This window comes from Methylobacterium sp. 88A (assembly GCF_000376345.1).
GTDB lineage: Bacteria > Pseudomonadota > Alphaproteobacteria > Rhizobiales > Beijerinckiaceae > Methylobacterium > Methylobacterium bullatum.
Genome location: NZ_AQVT01000001.1, coordinates 4,159,404 through 4,174,821, shown reverse-complemented (window position 1 = coordinate 4,174,821; position 15,418 = coordinate 4,159,404). Strand labels below are relative to the sequence as shown.

General features: G+C 68.4%; 15 protein-coding genes and 1 riboswitch. Of the genes, 9 read left to right on the top strand and 6 right to left on the bottom strand.

What is annotated here, in order from left to right; translation table 11 throughout:
* Window positions 1-149: 149 nt before the first annotated feature.
* From A3OM_RS0119935 to A3OM_RS0119925, 3 genes are all read left to right on the top strand, one after another.
* Window positions 150-1,451, top strand: a complete 1,302-nt coding sequence (locus tag A3OM_RS0119935; RefSeq protein ID WP_026176239.1) for a dicarboxylate/amino acid:cation symporter — start codon at window positions 150-152, stop codon at window positions 1,449-1,451.
* Window positions 1,452-1,530: 79 nt separating this feature from the next.
* The gene (locus A3OM_RS0119930; RefSeq protein ID WP_018045546.1) at window positions 1,531-2,367 is read left to right on the top strand and encodes a bifunctional allantoicase/(S)-ureidoglycine aminohydrolase; all 837 of its coding nucleotides are present in this window, start codon (window positions 1,531-1,533) and stop codon (window positions 2,365-2,367) included.
* Window positions 2,367-2,879, top strand: a complete 513-nt coding sequence (locus A3OM_RS0119925) for an ureidoglycolate lyase (RefSeq protein ID WP_018045545.1) — start codon at window positions 2,367-2,369, stop codon at window positions 2,877-2,879. Before A3OM_RS0119930 ends, A3OM_RS0119925 begins: the two co-directional genes overlap by 1 nt.
* A gap of 48 nt (window positions 2,880-2,927) precedes the next feature.
* Here A3OM_RS0119925 and A3OM_RS0119920 read toward each other — a convergent pair whose 3' ends face one another.
* The 4 genes from A3OM_RS0119920 to A3OM_RS0119905 form a co-directional block, all read right to left on the bottom strand.
* Window positions 2,928-3,788, bottom strand: a complete 861-nt coding sequence (locus A3OM_RS0119920) for an outer membrane beta-barrel protein (RefSeq protein WP_018045544.1) — start codon at window positions 3,786-3,788, stop codon at window positions 2,928-2,930.
* A 188-nt stretch (window positions 3,789-3,976) separates the two neighbouring features.
* Entirely contained in the window at window positions 3,977-4,882 is a 906-nt protein-coding gene (gene nudC, locus A3OM_RS0119915) for an NAD(+) diphosphatase (RefSeq protein WP_018045543.1), read from the bottom strand.
* Window positions 4,882-5,298, bottom strand: coding sequence for an HIT domain-containing protein (locus A3OM_RS0119910; RefSeq protein ID WP_018045542.1), 417 nt, complete (start codon window positions 5,296-5,298; stop codon window positions 4,882-4,884). Before A3OM_RS0119910 ends, nudC begins: the two co-directional genes overlap by 1 nt.
* Window positions 5,299-5,357: 59 nt before the next feature.
* Complete coding sequence (locus A3OM_RS0119905; RefSeq protein WP_018045541.1) at window positions 5,358-6,764, bottom strand: PLP-dependent aminotransferase family protein; 1,407 nt, start codon at window positions 6,762-6,764, stop codon at window positions 5,358-5,360.
* A 173-nt stretch (window positions 6,765-6,937) separates the two neighbouring features.
* Here A3OM_RS0119905 and A3OM_RS0119900 point away from each other — a divergent pair, with 173 nt between their 5' ends.
* The 3 genes from A3OM_RS0119900 to A3OM_RS0119890 all read left to right on the top strand — a co-directional run bounded on the left by A3OM_RS0119900 (window position 6,938) and on the right by A3OM_RS0119890 (window position 10,376).
* Window positions 6,938-8,287 carry an aspartate aminotransferase family protein gene (locus tag A3OM_RS0119900; protein WP_018045540.1) on the top strand — a complete coding sequence of 450 codons (1,350 nt, stop codon included), beginning with the start codon at window positions 6,938-6,940 and terminating at the stop codon, window positions 8,285-8,287.
* Between the two features lie 67 nt (window positions 8,288-8,354).
* Window positions 8,355-8,744 (top strand): tautomerase family protein, encoded by a 390-nt coding sequence (locus A3OM_RS0119895; RefSeq protein ID WP_018045539.1) that lies wholly within the window; start codon window positions 8,355-8,357, stop codon window positions 8,742-8,744.
* 366 nt (window positions 8,745-9,110) lie between these two features.
* On the top strand, window positions 9,111-10,376 hold the full coding sequence (locus A3OM_RS0119890) for a D-amino acid dehydrogenase (protein WP_018045538.1): 1,266 nt from the start codon (window positions 9,111-9,113) through the stop codon (window positions 10,374-10,376).
* Between the two features lie 53 nt (window positions 10,377-10,429).
* Here A3OM_RS0119890 and thiC read toward each other — a convergent pair whose 3' ends face one another.
* Window positions 10,430-12,337 (bottom strand): phosphomethylpyrimidine synthase ThiC, encoded by a 1,908-nt coding sequence (thiC, locus tag A3OM_RS0119885; protein ID WP_018045537.1) that lies wholly within the window; start codon window positions 12,335-12,337, stop codon window positions 10,430-10,432.
* Between the two features lie 85 nt (window positions 12,338-12,422).
* A riboswitch (TPP riboswitch) is annotated at window positions 12,423-12,529 on the bottom strand.
* A gap of 381 nt (window positions 12,530-12,910) precedes the next feature.
* Here thiC and A3OM_RS0119880 point away from each other — a divergent pair.
* On the top strand, window positions 12,911-13,420 hold the full coding sequence (locus A3OM_RS0119880; RefSeq protein ID WP_348625454.1) for a BA14K family protein: 510 nt from the start codon (window positions 12,911-12,913) through the stop codon (window positions 13,418-13,420).
* A 215-nt stretch (window positions 13,421-13,635) separates the two neighbouring features.
* A complete protein-coding gene (locus A3OM_RS0119875; RefSeq protein ID WP_018045534.1) occupies window positions 13,636-14,163 on the top strand; it encodes a DUF2721 domain-containing protein in 528 nt (175 codons plus the stop codon).
* Between the two features lie 119 nt (window positions 14,164-14,282).
* On the opposite strand, the gene A3OM_RS0119870 is transcribed toward A3OM_RS0119875, so the two are convergent.
* Window positions 14,283-14,726, bottom strand: coding sequence for a TIGR01244 family sulfur transferase (locus A3OM_RS0119870; RefSeq protein ID WP_018045533.1), 444 nt, complete (start codon window positions 14,724-14,726; stop codon window positions 14,283-14,285).
* Window positions 14,727-14,899: 173 nt separating this feature from the next.
* Here A3OM_RS0119870 and A3OM_RS0119865 point away from each other — a divergent pair, with 173 nt between their 5' ends.
* On the top strand, window positions 14,900-15,409 hold the full coding sequence (locus tag A3OM_RS0119865) for a DUF533 domain-containing protein (RefSeq protein WP_018045532.1): 510 nt from the start codon (window positions 14,900-14,902) through the stop codon (window positions 15,407-15,409).
* Window positions 15,410-15,418: the final 9 nt, after the last annotated feature.

Below are 15,418 nucleotides of genomic sequence, written 5' to 3'. Positions count from 1 at the left end.
GAACAATGCTGCACTCGGCGATTGGCGACGGCATGCCGCACCCGGGTGAGTCCGCCCGACGTGGCGCGGTCGCATCGACGACCCTTCCGATGCACCGGGGCCGGGCACGCGGAGCGACGAACGGCCTGAAGCAACGGTTGGAGGTTCGCATGCAGCGCTTCTTTGCGTCCCTGTTCGGTCAGGTGGTCGCGGCCCTCGTCCTCGGGATCGTTCTCGGCATCGTATGGCCGGATTTCGCCGTCGCCCTGAAGCCCCTCGGCGACGGGTTCATCAAGCTGATCAAGATGGCGATCGCGCCCCTGGTCTTCGGTGTCGTCGTGCACGGCATCGTCGGGGCGGGGGACCTGCGCAAGGTCGGCCGGGTCGGTCTCAAGGCGCTGATCTATTTCGAGGCGGTCACGACCGTGGCCCTCGTCCTCGGCATCGTCCTCGCCTACGCGTTCGCGCCGGGGGCCGGCATGAACATCGATCCCTCCACCCTCGATGCCAAGGCCATCGCCAGCTACACCGACCGGGTCGGGCAGGTGACGGGCACCGTCGATTTCCTGATGAAGATCATCCCGACCACGATCGTCGACGCCTTCGCCAAGGGCGACATCCTCCAGGTCCTCATCATCGCGATCCTGTTCGGTTCGGGACTGGCGCTGCTCGGCGAGCACGGGCAGCCCCTGGCGCAGAGCATCGAGCGGATCACCGCGGTCCTGTTCAAGATCATCGGCTTCATCGTGCGGCTGGCCCCCCTCGGCGTCCTCGGCGCCGTCGCCTTCACCGTCGGCAAGTACGGCATCGGCTCCCTGCAGCAGCTCGGGATGCTGGTGGCCCTGTTCTATGTGGGCGTCGCCTTCTTCGTCTTCGTCGTGCTCGGCGCGATCCTGCGCGCGGCCGGCTTCAGCATCCTGAAGCTCCTGGCCTATCTGCGCGAGGAACTCATGGTGGTGGCGGGCACGGCCTCCTCCGACAGCGTGCTGCCGCAGATCATGCGCAAGCTCGAACGGCTCGGCATCCGCGATTCCACCGTCGGCCTCGTGATCCCCACGGGCTACTCGTTCAACCTCGACGCCTTCTCCCTCTACCTCACCCTCGCCACCGTCTTCATCGCGCAGGCCACCAACACGCCCCTGTCCTTCGGGCACCTGATGCTGATCCTCGGCATCGCCCTCCTGACCTCCAAGGGCGCACACGGCGTCCCCGGATCGGCCATCGTCGTCCTGGCGGCGACCCTGTCGGCGGTGCCGGAAATCCCGGTGATCGGGCTGGTGCTGGTTCTGTCCATCGACTGGTTCGTCGGCATCGCCCGGGCCCTCGGCAACCTCATCGGCAATTGCGTGGCGACGGTGGTCATCGCCGCCTGGGAGGGCGATATCGACCGGGCGCAGGCCCACCGCGTCCTGAACGGAGAGGTCGCCACCGACACGGCGGCGGTGCTCGATAGCCCCCTCGCCAAGGCGTAGGCTCAGGGGGGCGCATCCGGCGCTGCGCCCGCGACGACGATGGTCCGGCCGGGCCGCATGACCTGTTGGAGACGAGCCCATGACCGCCTCTTCCTACAACCCGCCCTGCGGGGGCCTTCCTCCCCAGACCGCGCTGATGACCGGCCGGGCCGTGTTCACGGAAGCCTATGCGGTCATTCCGAAGGGCGTGATGAGTGACATCGTCACCAGCGTGCTGCCGTTCTGGGACGACACCCGCGCGTGGATCCTGTCCCGGCCGCTCTCCGGCTTCTCCGAGACCTTCGCCCAGTACCTGATGGAGGTCGCCCCCGGCGGCGGCAGCGAGCGCCCGGAACTCGATGCCCGCGCCGAGGGCGTGCTGTTCCTGGTCGGCGGTCATGCCAGCCTCGTCCTCGACGGGGCAACGCATGCCCTGCGGCCGGGCAGCTACGTCTATCTGCCGCCGGGCGCCGCCTGGACGCTGCGCAATGGCGGCGACGAGCCGACCCGCTTCCACTGGATCCGCAAGGCCTACGAGCCCGTGCCGGGCATCGACGTGCCCCCCGCCTTCATCCGCCACGATTCCAAGATCGAGCCCCGGGGCATGACCGGTACGAACGGCGTCTGGGCCACGACCCGCTTCGTCTCCCCCGACGACGTGCGCCACGACATGCACGTGAACATCGTGACGCTCCAGCCCGGCGCCTCGATCCCCTTCGAGGAGACCCATGTGATGGAGCACGGGCTCTTCGTGCTCGAAGGCAAGGCGGTCTACCGGCTCAACCGCGACTGGGTCGAAGTGGAGGCCGGCGATTTCATGTGGCTGCGCGCCTTCTGCCCCCAGGCCTGCTACGCGGGCGGCCCCGGCCCCTTCCGCTACCTGCTCTACAAGGACGTCAACCGCCACCCGGCCCTGACGCCGCGCAGGATCGGGTGATGGGCGCCCGCCACATCGTCGCCCGCCCGCTCACGCCCGAGGCCTTCGCCCCGTTCGGGACGGTCATCGACAAGGCGGCCGTCGATCCGCGCCCCATGAATGCGGGCATGGCCCGCCGCTTCCACGATCTGGCGGAGGTCCGCGCCATCGGCGAGGGCGCGCGGGTGGTGATCGGCCTCGTGGAGGCCCAACCCTATCCCCTGCCGCTGAGCGTCGGCCTCGTCGAGCGCCATCCCCTCGGCGCGCAGGCCTTCGTGCCGCTGAATGCCGCGCCGTTCCTCGTCGTGGTCTGCCCCGACGAGGACGGGCGGCCCGGCCCGCCGCAGGCCTTCGTCACGGCGCCGGGCCAGGGGATCTGCTACGACGTCGGCACCTGGCACGGCGTGCTGACCCCCTTCGGCGCCCCTCAGGAGTTCCTGGTGGTCGATCGCGGCGGGACGGGCATCAATCTCGAAGAGGTCCGGCTCGACGAGCCCTGGACGGTCGCTCTGCCGACAGCGTCGGAAGGATAAGCCGCCGCGATGTCCCTGAGGGCATCGCGAGCCGGACTTCCCGAGACCTCAGGAGCCGAACTTGTAGTTCAGCCCGACCCGGACGACGCTTCCCTCCGACCGGAAGCGTGAGGTGGCCTCCACGAGGGACTGGCCGAGTCCGCTGGAGCCTATCAGCGGGACGCTGCGCTTGCCGAGATCGTAATGCAGGTATTCCACCTTCAGCGTCACCGCGGAGGAGCGGAAGACATTGAGGAAACTCTCGGTCGGCAGGGCGTATTCGATGCCCCCGCCATAGGCGAAGCCGGTCTCGAGACGGTCGATCCCGCCGGCGAAGAGGTCGAGGGTCGGAACTCCCGCCAATCGAAAGCTCGTCGCGCTCTGGTATTTCACGTTGCCGTAGGCGAGACCGCCGGTGCCGTAGACCAGGACGCGGTTGAACGCGTAACCGAGCCGGCCGCGCACGGTGCCGAGGAAATCGAGGCTTTGCCGCGTGGTGGTGACCACGGCCGAATCGCTGCCCGAACCGAAGAGGCCACGCGACCTGCGCTTGGTCTCGTCGAGATCGGTATAGGCGATATCGGTCTCGATGCCGAGGACGAGGCCCGCTCCGGGAGTGAGCTGGTAATTGTACCCGGCCTGACCGCCGGCCACGAAGCCTTCCTGCCGAGAGGACAGCGAGGCGATGCCGGCGCGCTCGATGAAGAAATCGGTGCCGCTGCCATTCACCGAGCTCGCCGCCGTGCGGACGGTCTGCCGGTCGGTGAAGCCGTATCCGGCCTGCACGCCCGCATAGAAGCCGGTCCAGCTGAAAGCCGGGACAGGCACGAAGACGGGCGGCGGTGCGGAACGACGGGGCAGGTCCGCCGCAGCCACGGTTCCGGTCATCAGCCCGATCATCGCGCCGACACCCAACACAATCTTCGCCATCGTCCCCTCACCGCCTCCACTGAGGCAGCGACGTGAATCATAGGCGTGATCCTGGGATAGTGCCGGGAAGACACAATTTCGGAACGACCGTCCGAAATTCTTAACCAAGACGCGACGTGGCTGACTCTCCCTCGTGACGGTGCAAAAATGCCACTGTCATGTGCCCGCCGCCCGGTTTCCACAGTCCGTTAGAGCCGCTCCTCCACGAAGGCGCGCATGAGCAGATGCGCGATCGCCATGGGTGGCGGCACGGTCAAACCCTCGCCATGGGTGCCGGCGATCATCGCGGAGACTTCGTCGCGGGTGAACCAGCGGGCATCCGCGAGCTCGGCCGGATCGATGGTGATCGCCTCGTCCAGGGCTTCCGCCGCGCAACCGATCATCAGCGACGACGGGAACGGCCAGGGCTGCGAGGCGTGGTAGGTCACCGCGCCGATCCTCAGCCCCGCCTCTTCGAAGGTCTCGCGGCGGACGGCGTCCTCGATGGTCTCGCCGGGCTCAAGGAAGCCGGCGAGGCAGGAATACATGCCCTCCTTAAAGCGCGGCGAGCGCCCGAGCAGGCAGGAGTCTCCCCGGCGGATCAGCATGATCACCACGGGATCGACGCGGGGGAAGTGATGGGTCTCGCAAATCGGGCATTCGCGGCGGAAACCACCGGCGGCAAAACGGGTGGCGGTTCCGCAATTGGCGCAGAAGCCGTGGCGGGCATGCCAGGCCAGGATCGATTTCGCCGTGGCGAGGAGGCCGAGTTCGTGCGGCGCTACCACGTTCTCGGCGGCGAGGCTGCGCAGGTCGGTGGTGCGGAATCCGGGATCGGACTCGTACTCGTCGGCGGCCTCCGGGGAGACCGCGCAGGCGAAGACCGGAGCCCCGTCGAGGCGGCCCAGGAACAGCGTGAGATCGGCGTGGCAGGCGCTCCCGGCCCGCGCGGTCGCCAGGAGCGCCGTGTCGCCGGAAAGGACGACGCGGTCCCCCGCCACGAGCACGATCCGCGCATCCGGGGCGTCCGGTGTCGGCACGGTGTCGCTGCTCTCGGCCGAATGGCGGACGAGCCGGCTCTCCGCATAGCCGAGTTGGTCGAGGCGCGCGGTCATCAGGCGGCCGCGAACAGGGCGCCGATGCGCTCGATCATCTGGGCGCGGGCGTGGTGCGGATAGGGCTGGCCCGTGCCGACGCCCCAGACCGGCGAGGGCCAGGCCGGATCGGACAGGAAGCGCCCGATCACGTGGACATGGAGCTGCGACACGACGTTGCCCAAGGCGGCGACGTTGACCTTGTCGGGCTTGGCGAGGGTCAGCATCACGCCGGTGGCGATCCGGATCTCGTCCATGAGGTCGCGCGCATCCTCCGCCGACAGGTCGGTGAGTTCGCTGGCACCCGTCCGGCGCGGCACCAGGATCAGCCAGGGAAACCGGGCATCGTCCATCAGCAGGACGCTGCATAAGGCGAGGTCGCCCACCGGCACGGTGTCGGCGACGAGGCGCGGGTCGAGGGTGAATTCGTCTGTCATCGCCGCTCAAGCTGGGATGCGTCGGGAATGCGGAGTTCTCGCCGGTTCGGCGTCGTAAGTCACGCGGGCGCGGGCCGCTCGGTGTCGAGGAAGCGGAACAGGGCCGGCGCGTTGGCATGCGCCACGTTGAAGCGCAGCCACGGGGTCGGCTCCTGATCGGCGCGGAACAGGTGTCCGGGAGCGAGCATGATGCCCTTGGCGGCGGCCCTCTGCGCCAGGCCGGCCGTGTCCGGATCGCCGCCGAAGCCGGCCCAGAGGAAGAGCCCGTTGGCGGGGCGGTGGAACAGCGACAGGCCCACCGAGAGCAGGGCGTCGGCCACAATCTTCTGCTCGGCGGCGAGCTTTTCGCGGAGCCGCGCGATGTGGAGGCGATACTGGCCTTCCGTCAGGATCGAGTGGACGATGCTCTCGGAGATCTCCGAGCTCGTCAGGCTCGCCGCCATCTTCATGCGCAGGAGCCGCTGCGCATTCTCGGGGTTGCAGGCGAGATAGCCGACCCGCAGGGCGGGCGAGATGGTCTTCGAGAAGCTGCTGATGTGGATGACGCGCGCGAGCTGGTCGAGGCTGGCGATGCTGGGCGCCGTCTCCTCGACGAAGCTCGCGTAGATGTCGTCCTCGACGATCTGGAAGTCGTGTTTCTCGGCGATGCGGAGGATCTGGTAGGCGGTGGCCGGCGAGCAGGACGTGCCGGTGGGGTTGTGGAAGCTCGTATTGGTGAAGAACAGCTTCGGCTTGTGCCGCTCAGCCAGTGCCTGGAGCGCGGGGATCGACGGTCCCTGGAGGGTCCGCTCGACGCCGACGATGGTCACCCCCATGGCGTGGAGCGAGGGGTAGAGGTTGCAATAGCCGGGATCGTCCACGAAGGCGACGTCGCCCGGCTGCAGGAAGGTCCGCATGGTCAGGTCGAGGGCCTGGCTCGCCCCATGCGTCAGCAGGATCTGGTCCGGCTCGCACTCGATGTTGCGCTGGGCGAGAAGCAGCTGGATCGCCCGGCGCAAGGGCGCGTGGCCGAGGGGATGCCCATAGCGCGACACCAGCCGGTCGGGCCGCCGCGCCAGGGCGGCGAGGGCCTGCTTGATCCCGTCGGCGAACAGGTGGCTGTCGGGCAGCCAGCCGCAGCCGGCTTTGACGGTGAAGGCGTCCTCCTCGTAGACCCGCTGGAGCAGCCACCCGGAATCCACCGAGATCTGTATGGGTTTCCGCCGGGGGACGCTGGCCATGCGGTCGAGCAGCCGGGCCGAGACGAAGTATCCGCTCGCGCGCCGGGCCTCGAGCAGGCCGTCCGCCACCAACCGGTTATAGGCGTTCGACACGGTCAGCGTGCTCACGCCGCACTGAACGGCCAGCTTGCGCACCGAGGGCAGGCGGGCGCCCGGCGCCACGCTCCCGCTGCGGATGCGCTCGGAGACGGCCTCCACCAGCTGAGCGACGAGGGGGGCGGTGCTGGCGGGGTCGAGGCTGATCATGGGCCGTCTTTTCAGGGCTGGACCGGTCTCGGCGATCCGACTGTATGGGCGGGTGAACAGATACAGCTGCGCGTGCCAACCCGCCAACTGTCTATAGTCGGTGAGCTTGGGCCGGGCGATAACGCAGTGCGGCGAGGGTCGGGTTCTTGCATCGCGGATCGGCGGAGAGACACATGGATCATGCGATCATCGACCAGGCGGCGGACCGGCAGCTCAATGTCGAGCCCTACTGGATGCCGTTCACGCCCAATCGCCACGTGAAGGCCGACCCGACGCCGCGCATCGTCACCTCGGCCAAGGGCGCCTATTACCGCACCGCCGACGGGCGCGAACTGTTCGACAGCCTGTCGGGCCTGTGGTGCTGCCCCCTCGGCCATGCCCAGCCGCGGATCGTCGAGGCCCTGCGCCGGCAGGCCGAGACGCTCGATTACTGTCCCGCCTTCCAGATGACCAACCCGGTGACGCTGCGGCTGGCCGAGCGCATCGCCGACATGGCGCCGGACGGGCTGGACCGAGTGTTCTTCACCAATTCCGGCTCGGAGGCCGTCGATACCGCCCTCAAGATCGCGCTTGGTTATCACCGCCTGCGCGGCGAGGCCGGCCGCTTCCGCATGATCGGCCGTGAGAAGGGCTATCACGGCGTCGGCTTCGGCGGCATGTCGGTGGGCGGCATGGTGGCCAACCGCAAGATGTTCGCCACCGCCATGATCCAGGGCGTCGACCACCTGCGCCATACCCACGATTACGCCGAGATGGCCTTCTCCAAGGGCCAGCCCGCCTGGGGCGCGCATCTCGCCGACGACCTCGAGCGGATGGTGGCGCTGCACGATGCGGGCACCATCGCCTGCGTCATCGTCGAGCCGCTGCAGGGCTCGGCGGGGGTCATCGTGCCGCCGCTGGGCTATCTCCAGCGCCTGCGCGAAATCTGTACGCGGCATGGCATCCTGCTGATCTTCGACGAGGTGATCACCGGCTTCGGGCGGCTCGGCGCGCCCTTCGGCGCTGACCGCCTCGGCGTGATCCCCGACATGATCACCTTCGCCAAGGGCATCACCAACGGCATCGTTCCGATGGGCGGCGTGATCGTGCGGAAGGAGATCTACGACACGTTCATGACCGGGCCGGCCGCGGCGGTGGAGCTGTTCCACGGCTACACCTATTCGGGCCATCCCCTGGCGGCGGCCGTCGCTCATGCCTCCCTCGACCTCATGGAGGAGGGCGACCTCTTCGCCCGCGTGCGCGAGTTGGAGCCGATCCTCGAGGGGGCCGTCCACACGCTGCGCGACGAGCCGGGCATCAAGGACATCCGCAATTTCGGCCTGACGGCGGCGGTGGACCTCGAACCGACACCGGGCCAGCCCGGCGCGCGCGCGCTGCGGATCTTCGAGCGCGGCCTGCGCGAGGGCATCCTCCTGCGCTTCACCGGCGACACCATCGCCATGGGGCCGCCCTTCATCTCGACCCAAGCCCAGATCACCGGCATGATCGAGATGCTGCGCGGCCTCATCCGCGCCGAAGCCTAATCGGCGGCGGCGCTCACCCGATAGACGGCCCGTGACCCGTTCCATTCTCTTCGAAGGTTGAACCGACATGCCCCTGATGCGCTTCGATATCCTGGAAGGCCGCACCGATTCCGAACTGAAGACGCTCCTCGACGCCGCGCACGAGGCGATGCTGGAGGCGTTCAACGTCCCGCCGGGCGACCGCTACCAGATCGTCACCGAGCACAAGCCCTCGCGGATGATCGTCGAGGATACCGGGCTCGACATCCCGCGCACCAAGGACGTGGTGGTGGTCCAGATGATCACCCGGCCGCGCGGCAATGAGAAGAAGCAGCTGTTCTACAAGCTGCTGACCGAGAAGCTCGAAGCCGCCTGCGGCATCGCCCCGGCCGACGTCATGGTCTCGACGGTGGAGAACACCGACGAGGATTGGTCCTTCGGTCACGGCCGGGCGCAGTTCCTCACCGGCGAGCTCTGACCACCGTTCGATCGGATTTCGCAGCGGTTGCTCAAACCAAAGTCGATCATCCTATCCGACCCCCCCATCCTGAGGTGCCCTTTGCGCGAGCAAAGGGCTTTGAGGGAGCCCTCCAGTCATCACGCGATCCCTGGAGGGCTCCTTCGAGACCGCTACGCGGCACCTCAGGATGAGGTAAAGCCTTGGAAAAACAACTCAAACAGGCCCTGGGCGGGGCTCGCGACGAGGGGCGCCGCTTCTGCGGCCTGAAACCTGCGACACGCCGTAAGGACTGAGCAAGGTGAAGCGGCGGCTTGCCGATGCGAACCCGCTCGGGGCGTCGAGCCCAGTCCGGACCCTACCCCGACCCTCTACGGAACGCCGGCCATGCATGTCCTGATCCTCGGTGGCGGTGTCGTCGGCGTCACCTCGGCCTATTACCTGGCCAAAGCCGGCCACCGGGTCACCGTGCTGGAGCGCCAGCCGGCGGCGGGGCTCGAGACGAGTTTCGCCAATGCCGGCCAGGTCTCGCCGGGATATTCGGCGCCCTGGGCCGCTCCGGGCATCCCGCTGAAAGCCATGAAGTGGCTGATGATGCGCCACCGGCCCCTCGTGGTCTGGCCGAGTTTCGAGCCGCGTTTCTACGGCTGGCTCGCCCGCATGCTGGCGAATTGCACGGAGGAGGCCTACCAGCGCAACAAGGGCCGGATGGTGCGCCTGGCCGAGTACAGCCGCGACGTGCTGCGCGACCTGCGCGCCGAGACCGGCATCAGTTACGACCATCGCGAGCAGGGTACGCTCCAGCTGTTCCGGACACAGAAGCAGCTCGACCATGTCGGGGACGACACGCGCGTCCTCGACGCCTATGGCGTTCCCTACGCGGTGCTCGACCCCGCCGGCTGCATCATGGCCGAGCCGGCCCTGGCGCGGGTGGCCGGAACCTTCGTCGGCGGTCTGCGGCTCCCCGGCGACGAGACCGGCGATGCGCATCTGTTCACCCAGCGCCTCGCCGCACTCTGCGAAGACCTCGGCGTGGTCTTCCGCTACGGCACGGCCATCACCGGTCTGCGCAGCGAAGGCGACCGGATCGGCGGCGTGGCGACGGCAGGCGGCGAAATCCTGACAGCCGACGCCTATGTGGCGGCCATGGGCAGCTACACCCCGGCTCTGCTCCGGCCCCTCGGCATCGACCTGCCGATCTATCCGGTGAAGGGCTATTCCCTCACCCTGCCGGTCACCGATGCGGAGGCGGCGCCGGTCTCGACGGTGATGGACGAGACCTACAAGGTCGCGATCACCCGGCTCGGCGACCGCATCCGGGTCGGCGGCACCGCCGAGCTCGCCGGTTTCAGCGCGGTCCTGCGCGGACCGCGCCGGGAGACCCTGGTCCGCTCCGTGGGCGACCTGTTCCCGGCCGGTGGCGACCTTGCTCAGGCCAAGTTCTGGACCGGCCTGCGGCCGATGACGCCGGATGGCACGCCCATCGTAGGCGGAACGCGCCTGTCGAACCTCTATACCAATACCGGCCATGGCACCCTGGGCTGGACCATGGCCTGCGGCTCGGGCCGGGTGCTGGCCGACCTCATCTCCGGCCGCACGCCGGATATCGCCACGCCGGACCTAGCCGTCAGCCGCTACGCAAGCGGTGCCTGACGATGGGGCGATGCCCCCTCGCGCCGGGGCGCGAGGGGGTGGGGCGAGGCGGCCTATTCGGCCGCGTCGACGTAGAGCTTGCCGCCCTCGGCCTGGAACTCGGCGGATTTCGCCGCCATTCCCGCCTCGCGCTCGGCCTGGCTCATGGGGGTCGCCTCGCCCAGCACCTGTCCGGCCGCCTCCATGGCGAGCACCTCGGCGCGCAGATCCTGCGTGATCTTCATCGAGCAGAATTTCGGGCCGCACATGGAGCAGAAATGCGCGACCTTATGGGCGTCCTTCGGCAGGGTCTCGTCGTGATAAGCGCGCGCCGTGTCGGGATCGAGGGACAGGTTGAACTGGTCCTCCCAGCGGAAGTCGAACCGGGCGCGTGACAGGGCGTCGTCGCGCAGCTGCGCCGCCGGATGGCCCTTGGCGAGATCGGCGGCATGGGCCGCGATCTTGTAGGTGATCACGCCTTCCTTCACGTCGTCGCGGTTGGGCAGGCCGAGATGCTCCTTCGGGGTGACGTAGCAGAGCATGGCGCAGCCGAACCAGCCGATCATGGCGGCGCCGATGCCCGAGGTGATGTGGTCGTAGCCCGGTGCGATGTCGGTGGTCAGCGGGCCGAGGGTGTAGAACGGCGCCTCGCCGCACTCTTCCAGCTGCTTTTCCATGTTCACCTTGATCTTGTGCATCGGCACGTGGCCGGGGCCCTCGATCATGGTCTGGCAGCCCTTGTCCCAAGCGATCTTGGTGAGTTCGCCGAGGGTCTCGAGTTCCGCGAACTGGGCCGCGTCGTTGGCATCCGCGATGGAGCCGGGGCGCAGGCCGTCGCCCAGCGAGAACGAGACGTCGTAGGCCCGCATGATGTCGCAGATCTCGTCGAACCGCTCGTAGAGGAACGATTCCCGGTGACCGGCGAGGCACCAACGCGCCATGATCGAGCCGCCTCGGCTGACGATGCCGGTGACGCGGCGAGCGGTGAGCGGCACATGGGCGAGGCGCACGCCCGCATGGATGGTGAAATAGTCGATGCCCTGCTCGGCCTGCTCGATGAGGGTGTCCTTGAAGACCTCCCAGTCGAGCTTCAGCGGATCGCCGCCGACTTTCTCGAGCGCCTGATAGATCGGCACGGTGCCGATCGGGACGGGCGAGTTGCGCACGATCCACGAGCGGATGTTGTGGATGTTGCGGCCGGTGGAGAGGTCCATCACCGTGTCGGCGCCCCAGCGGGTCGCCCAGACCAGTTTCTCCACCTCTTCGGCGGCGGACGACGTCACGGCCGAATTGCCGATATTGGCGTTGATCTTGACGAGGAAGTTGCGGCCGATCGCCATCGGCTCCACCTCGGGGTGGTTGATGTTGGCCGGGATGATGGCGCGGCCGCGCGCCACCTCGTCGCGCACGAATTCCGGGGTGATGAAGGCGGGGAGCGACGCGCCGAAGCTGTTGCCGTCGGCCAGTGCGGTCTGCGCGCCTTCCAGCATCGTCTCGCGGGCGAGGTTCTCGCGGTGGGCGACGTAGATCATCTCCTCGGTGATGATCCCGGCTTTGGCGAACTCGTACTGCGTCACCATCTGGCCGGGGCCGGCCTTGCGGATCTGGCGCGTCGCCGGACAGGGGGCGACGAGCTTGTCCTCCGGCACGAAGCCGTTATCCTCGGGCTTGACCGCGCGCGGCGTGATCGTGGCGTAGCCGCGCTTGGCGATCCACGGGTCGCGCAGCAGGGGCAGGCCGGCATTCAGGTCGATCCGGGCATCGGTCTCGGTATAGGGACCCGACGGATCGTAGACCCGCACCGGGGCCTCCTTCGGATCGCTCAACGTGACCTCGCGGAACGGCACCCGGATGTCGTCACGGCCGGCCACGCTCGCATAGACCTTGCGCGAGCCCATGATCGGGCCGGTGGTCACCGCTTGCAGCTGCCCCTTGGCGGGTTCTTGTCCGGAAAGGTCTTTGGGGAGGACTGGTGCGTTCATTTCGGATTCGCTCCTGGCGTGGGAGGCGATCCGGTTCGCAACGGTACGTCAGGACGACGGGCACCCGCTCGTCTGGAGCAGACAACCCAAGCGTAGTTCCCGTCCCTCCGCCGGTATGAGCCGGATCAGGTTCAAGGGTCAGGGCTGCGGCCCTATCTCAGCCCCCTGAACGGGGCCCCCCTCGGAACGATTCGAAAGTCTGCGCTCGCCGCGCCTTTGTCAATCGCCCCGGGAAACATCCTCGCCGGAGTGAATGGCCGTCCGTCTCGAAGCGACCCTCGCGCCGGCCGGATCGCGGCTCTTCCGGTTCAGGCGGTTATTCCACCGTTGACCGTAGTCTCGATTTTGATCCGCAAGGACTGTTCTTTATTGGCGTGACTTTCGCGGGACGTGAAAACAGTCATGGACAATGGAGCCTTCCCGGCCGGTGGCGCGTTATCTATCCTAATGTCCCCTCCACGGTCAGGCTGGTGTTTCATGAACAAGCTTATTCTCGCATCCGCCGCTCTGCTCGGCGCGGTCGCATTCCTTCCGGCCACGGCCGAAGCGCGGAGAGGCGGCGGAGGCGGAGGTATGAGCCACGGCGGCGGCCATGGCGGCCACGGTCACGGCGGCGGAGGCTTCGCACGCGGCGGAGGTGGCAGTCTCGGTGGTTTCGGTGGTCATGGAATGGGCGGCGGACGCGGACATGGCGGAATTGCCCACGGGCCGAATGTCGGCGGTGGTGGCTTCGGCGGCGGCGGTGGTTTCGGCCGGGGCGGCCACCACCATCACTACGGCCATGGCTACAATCGCGGATATGGGCGGGGCTATGGCGGCCTTGGCCTCGGGCTGGGCCTCGGGCTGGCGGGCGCCGGGATCGGCTATGGCTACGGAAGCGGGTATTACGGCAACGGCTACGACAACGGATATTACGGCGGCGGCTATGCGCCGGCCTATTACGGTGGCGCCGTGGAGGTCCAGCAGGATGTCGGCGGATCCGACCAGGACGTGGCCTACTGCATCCAGCGCTTCCGCTCCTACGATCAGCGGTCGGGCACCTATCTCGGCAATGACGGCCTGCGTCATCGCTGCCCGCAGTAACGCTCGTCGTCCGGGCGCGATCGCCTGACCCTCACCGAGTCCGGAAGCCCCGCAGCCCCTGCCGCGGGGCTTCGTTGCATCCGGGGGCGGCCGTTCGCTCGGCCGAGGAGGGACGACGTCGAAGCCCAAGGCCCTGTCACCGGCATCCAGAACCCGTGTCCACCTCCGAAACGGCGCATCTTCCGGTGCCGGGCGGCATGGCGTAACGCCCTATCATGATGGCTTCCGGTCCACTCCTCGCTCCCGACGACATCGCGCATGTCATTCAGATCGCGCTCGCGCCCGCCTTCCTGCTGACGGCGCTGGCGACGCTGCTAAACGTCTTCTCCACGCGCCTGGGGCGGGTGGCCGACCGGGTGGATGACGCCGCCGACCGGCTGCAGAAGGCGGATGCGGACGAGGCCGCCCACCTGTCGTACCAGTTGGCCTATCTGCGCCGGCGCTCCTTCATGCTCGACGTGGCGGTGGTCCTCGCCTCGCTCGGCAGCATCATGACCGGCATCGCGGTGCTGACGCTGTTCGTGGGGGCCTTGCGCGATGCCGCCACGGCCTCCGTCCTGTTCGGCTGCTTCGGAATCGCCCTGGTCTGCACGGTGGCGGCCATCGTCGCCTTCCTCATCGAGATCCTGATGGCGGGCCGCCGAGTCCGGGACGAAGTCGACCGCCAGACGGTGGAGGCCTCTGACCGTGAAGCGGGCGGACCAGAGATCCCCCACCGCTCGCCTCGACAGCGCCGGTCATGACTAGGCAGGTTCAGCAAAAGTGGTCGCCGGTTCTGCGTTCCAAAACCTGCGACACGTCAAAGACCTAAGCGAGGTGAAGCGTTGGCTTGCCAATGCGAACCTGCTGAGGGCCAGCGATCTCACGTCCCGGCGGGCGTGTCGCCATGCGTGTCGAGCCAGCGCACGGCACCGCTGAGGTCGAAGCCGCGCTCCCGGCCATAGGCCAGGAGGTCATCGCGGCGCAGACGCCCCGCCAGCACTTCGGACAAAGCCCACAGGGTCAGCGAGCGCGTGCCGCTGCGGCAATGGGCGAGGACCGGGCCGGGTGCGCTCTCCACGGCCTCGCGGAAACGCGCGATGTCCTCATGGGTGATGCCGGGGCCGGTGACGGGGAGATGGAGATAGGCGAGCCCCGCCGCCTCGGCCGCCGCCGCTTCGGCAGCGCTGCCCAACTGGTCCGGCTCCTCGCCTTCGGGACGGTTGTTGATGAGCAGGGCAAAGCCCTTCGTGGACAGGTCCGCGATCTCCGCCTCGTTCGGCTGGCCGGCGACCGACAGGCGGGGCTCGATGGGCGTGATCGTCATGGGGCCTCTCTCGTTGGCTGCCTTCGCGCCGTGCGGCTTCCGTTTGCCGGGGGAGGGCGCTCCGCCGGGGACGAACGGGGCATGCTCATTCCACCGCACCGCCCATCGTGAACCCGCGACGGGGCTCGTCCGTTTCCAATCCGATCCCTCAACCCGCCTTCAGGACGACCACCATGGCCGATGCAAGACAGATCGTCGATGCGCTCGTACGCTCACGCAAGGGCGGGATCGCCGCCACGGCCGCCCTCGGCGGCCTCGCCCTCGTCGCGGGTCTGGCGCTGCGCGCACTCCGTCCCTCCGCGGCGTCCGAGACCCCCGATCTGAGCCAGGTCGGTGAGGACGAGGCGCGCGTCATGCTGCGCGCCATGGTGGCCGCGACCCTGGCCGACGGCATCGTCGACCAGCAGGAGCGCCGGCGCCTCGACGCGGCGGTGGAGGCCGCTGGCATCGACCGGGATGGCCGCGCATGGCTGGAGAAGGAGCTCACCGACCCGGCCGAGATCGACGAACTCGCCGAGCGCGTGGAGTCGCCGGAGCAGGGCGCACGCCTCTATGCGGCGGCGCGTCTGGCCATCGATGCCGATACGCTGCAGGAGCGGGAGTTCCTGAAGCGCCTCGCCGAGGCCCTCGACGTCCCGCAGGACGTGGCCGCGCGGGTCGATGCCGGGCTGGAGGCGGCCTGAAGCCGCAGC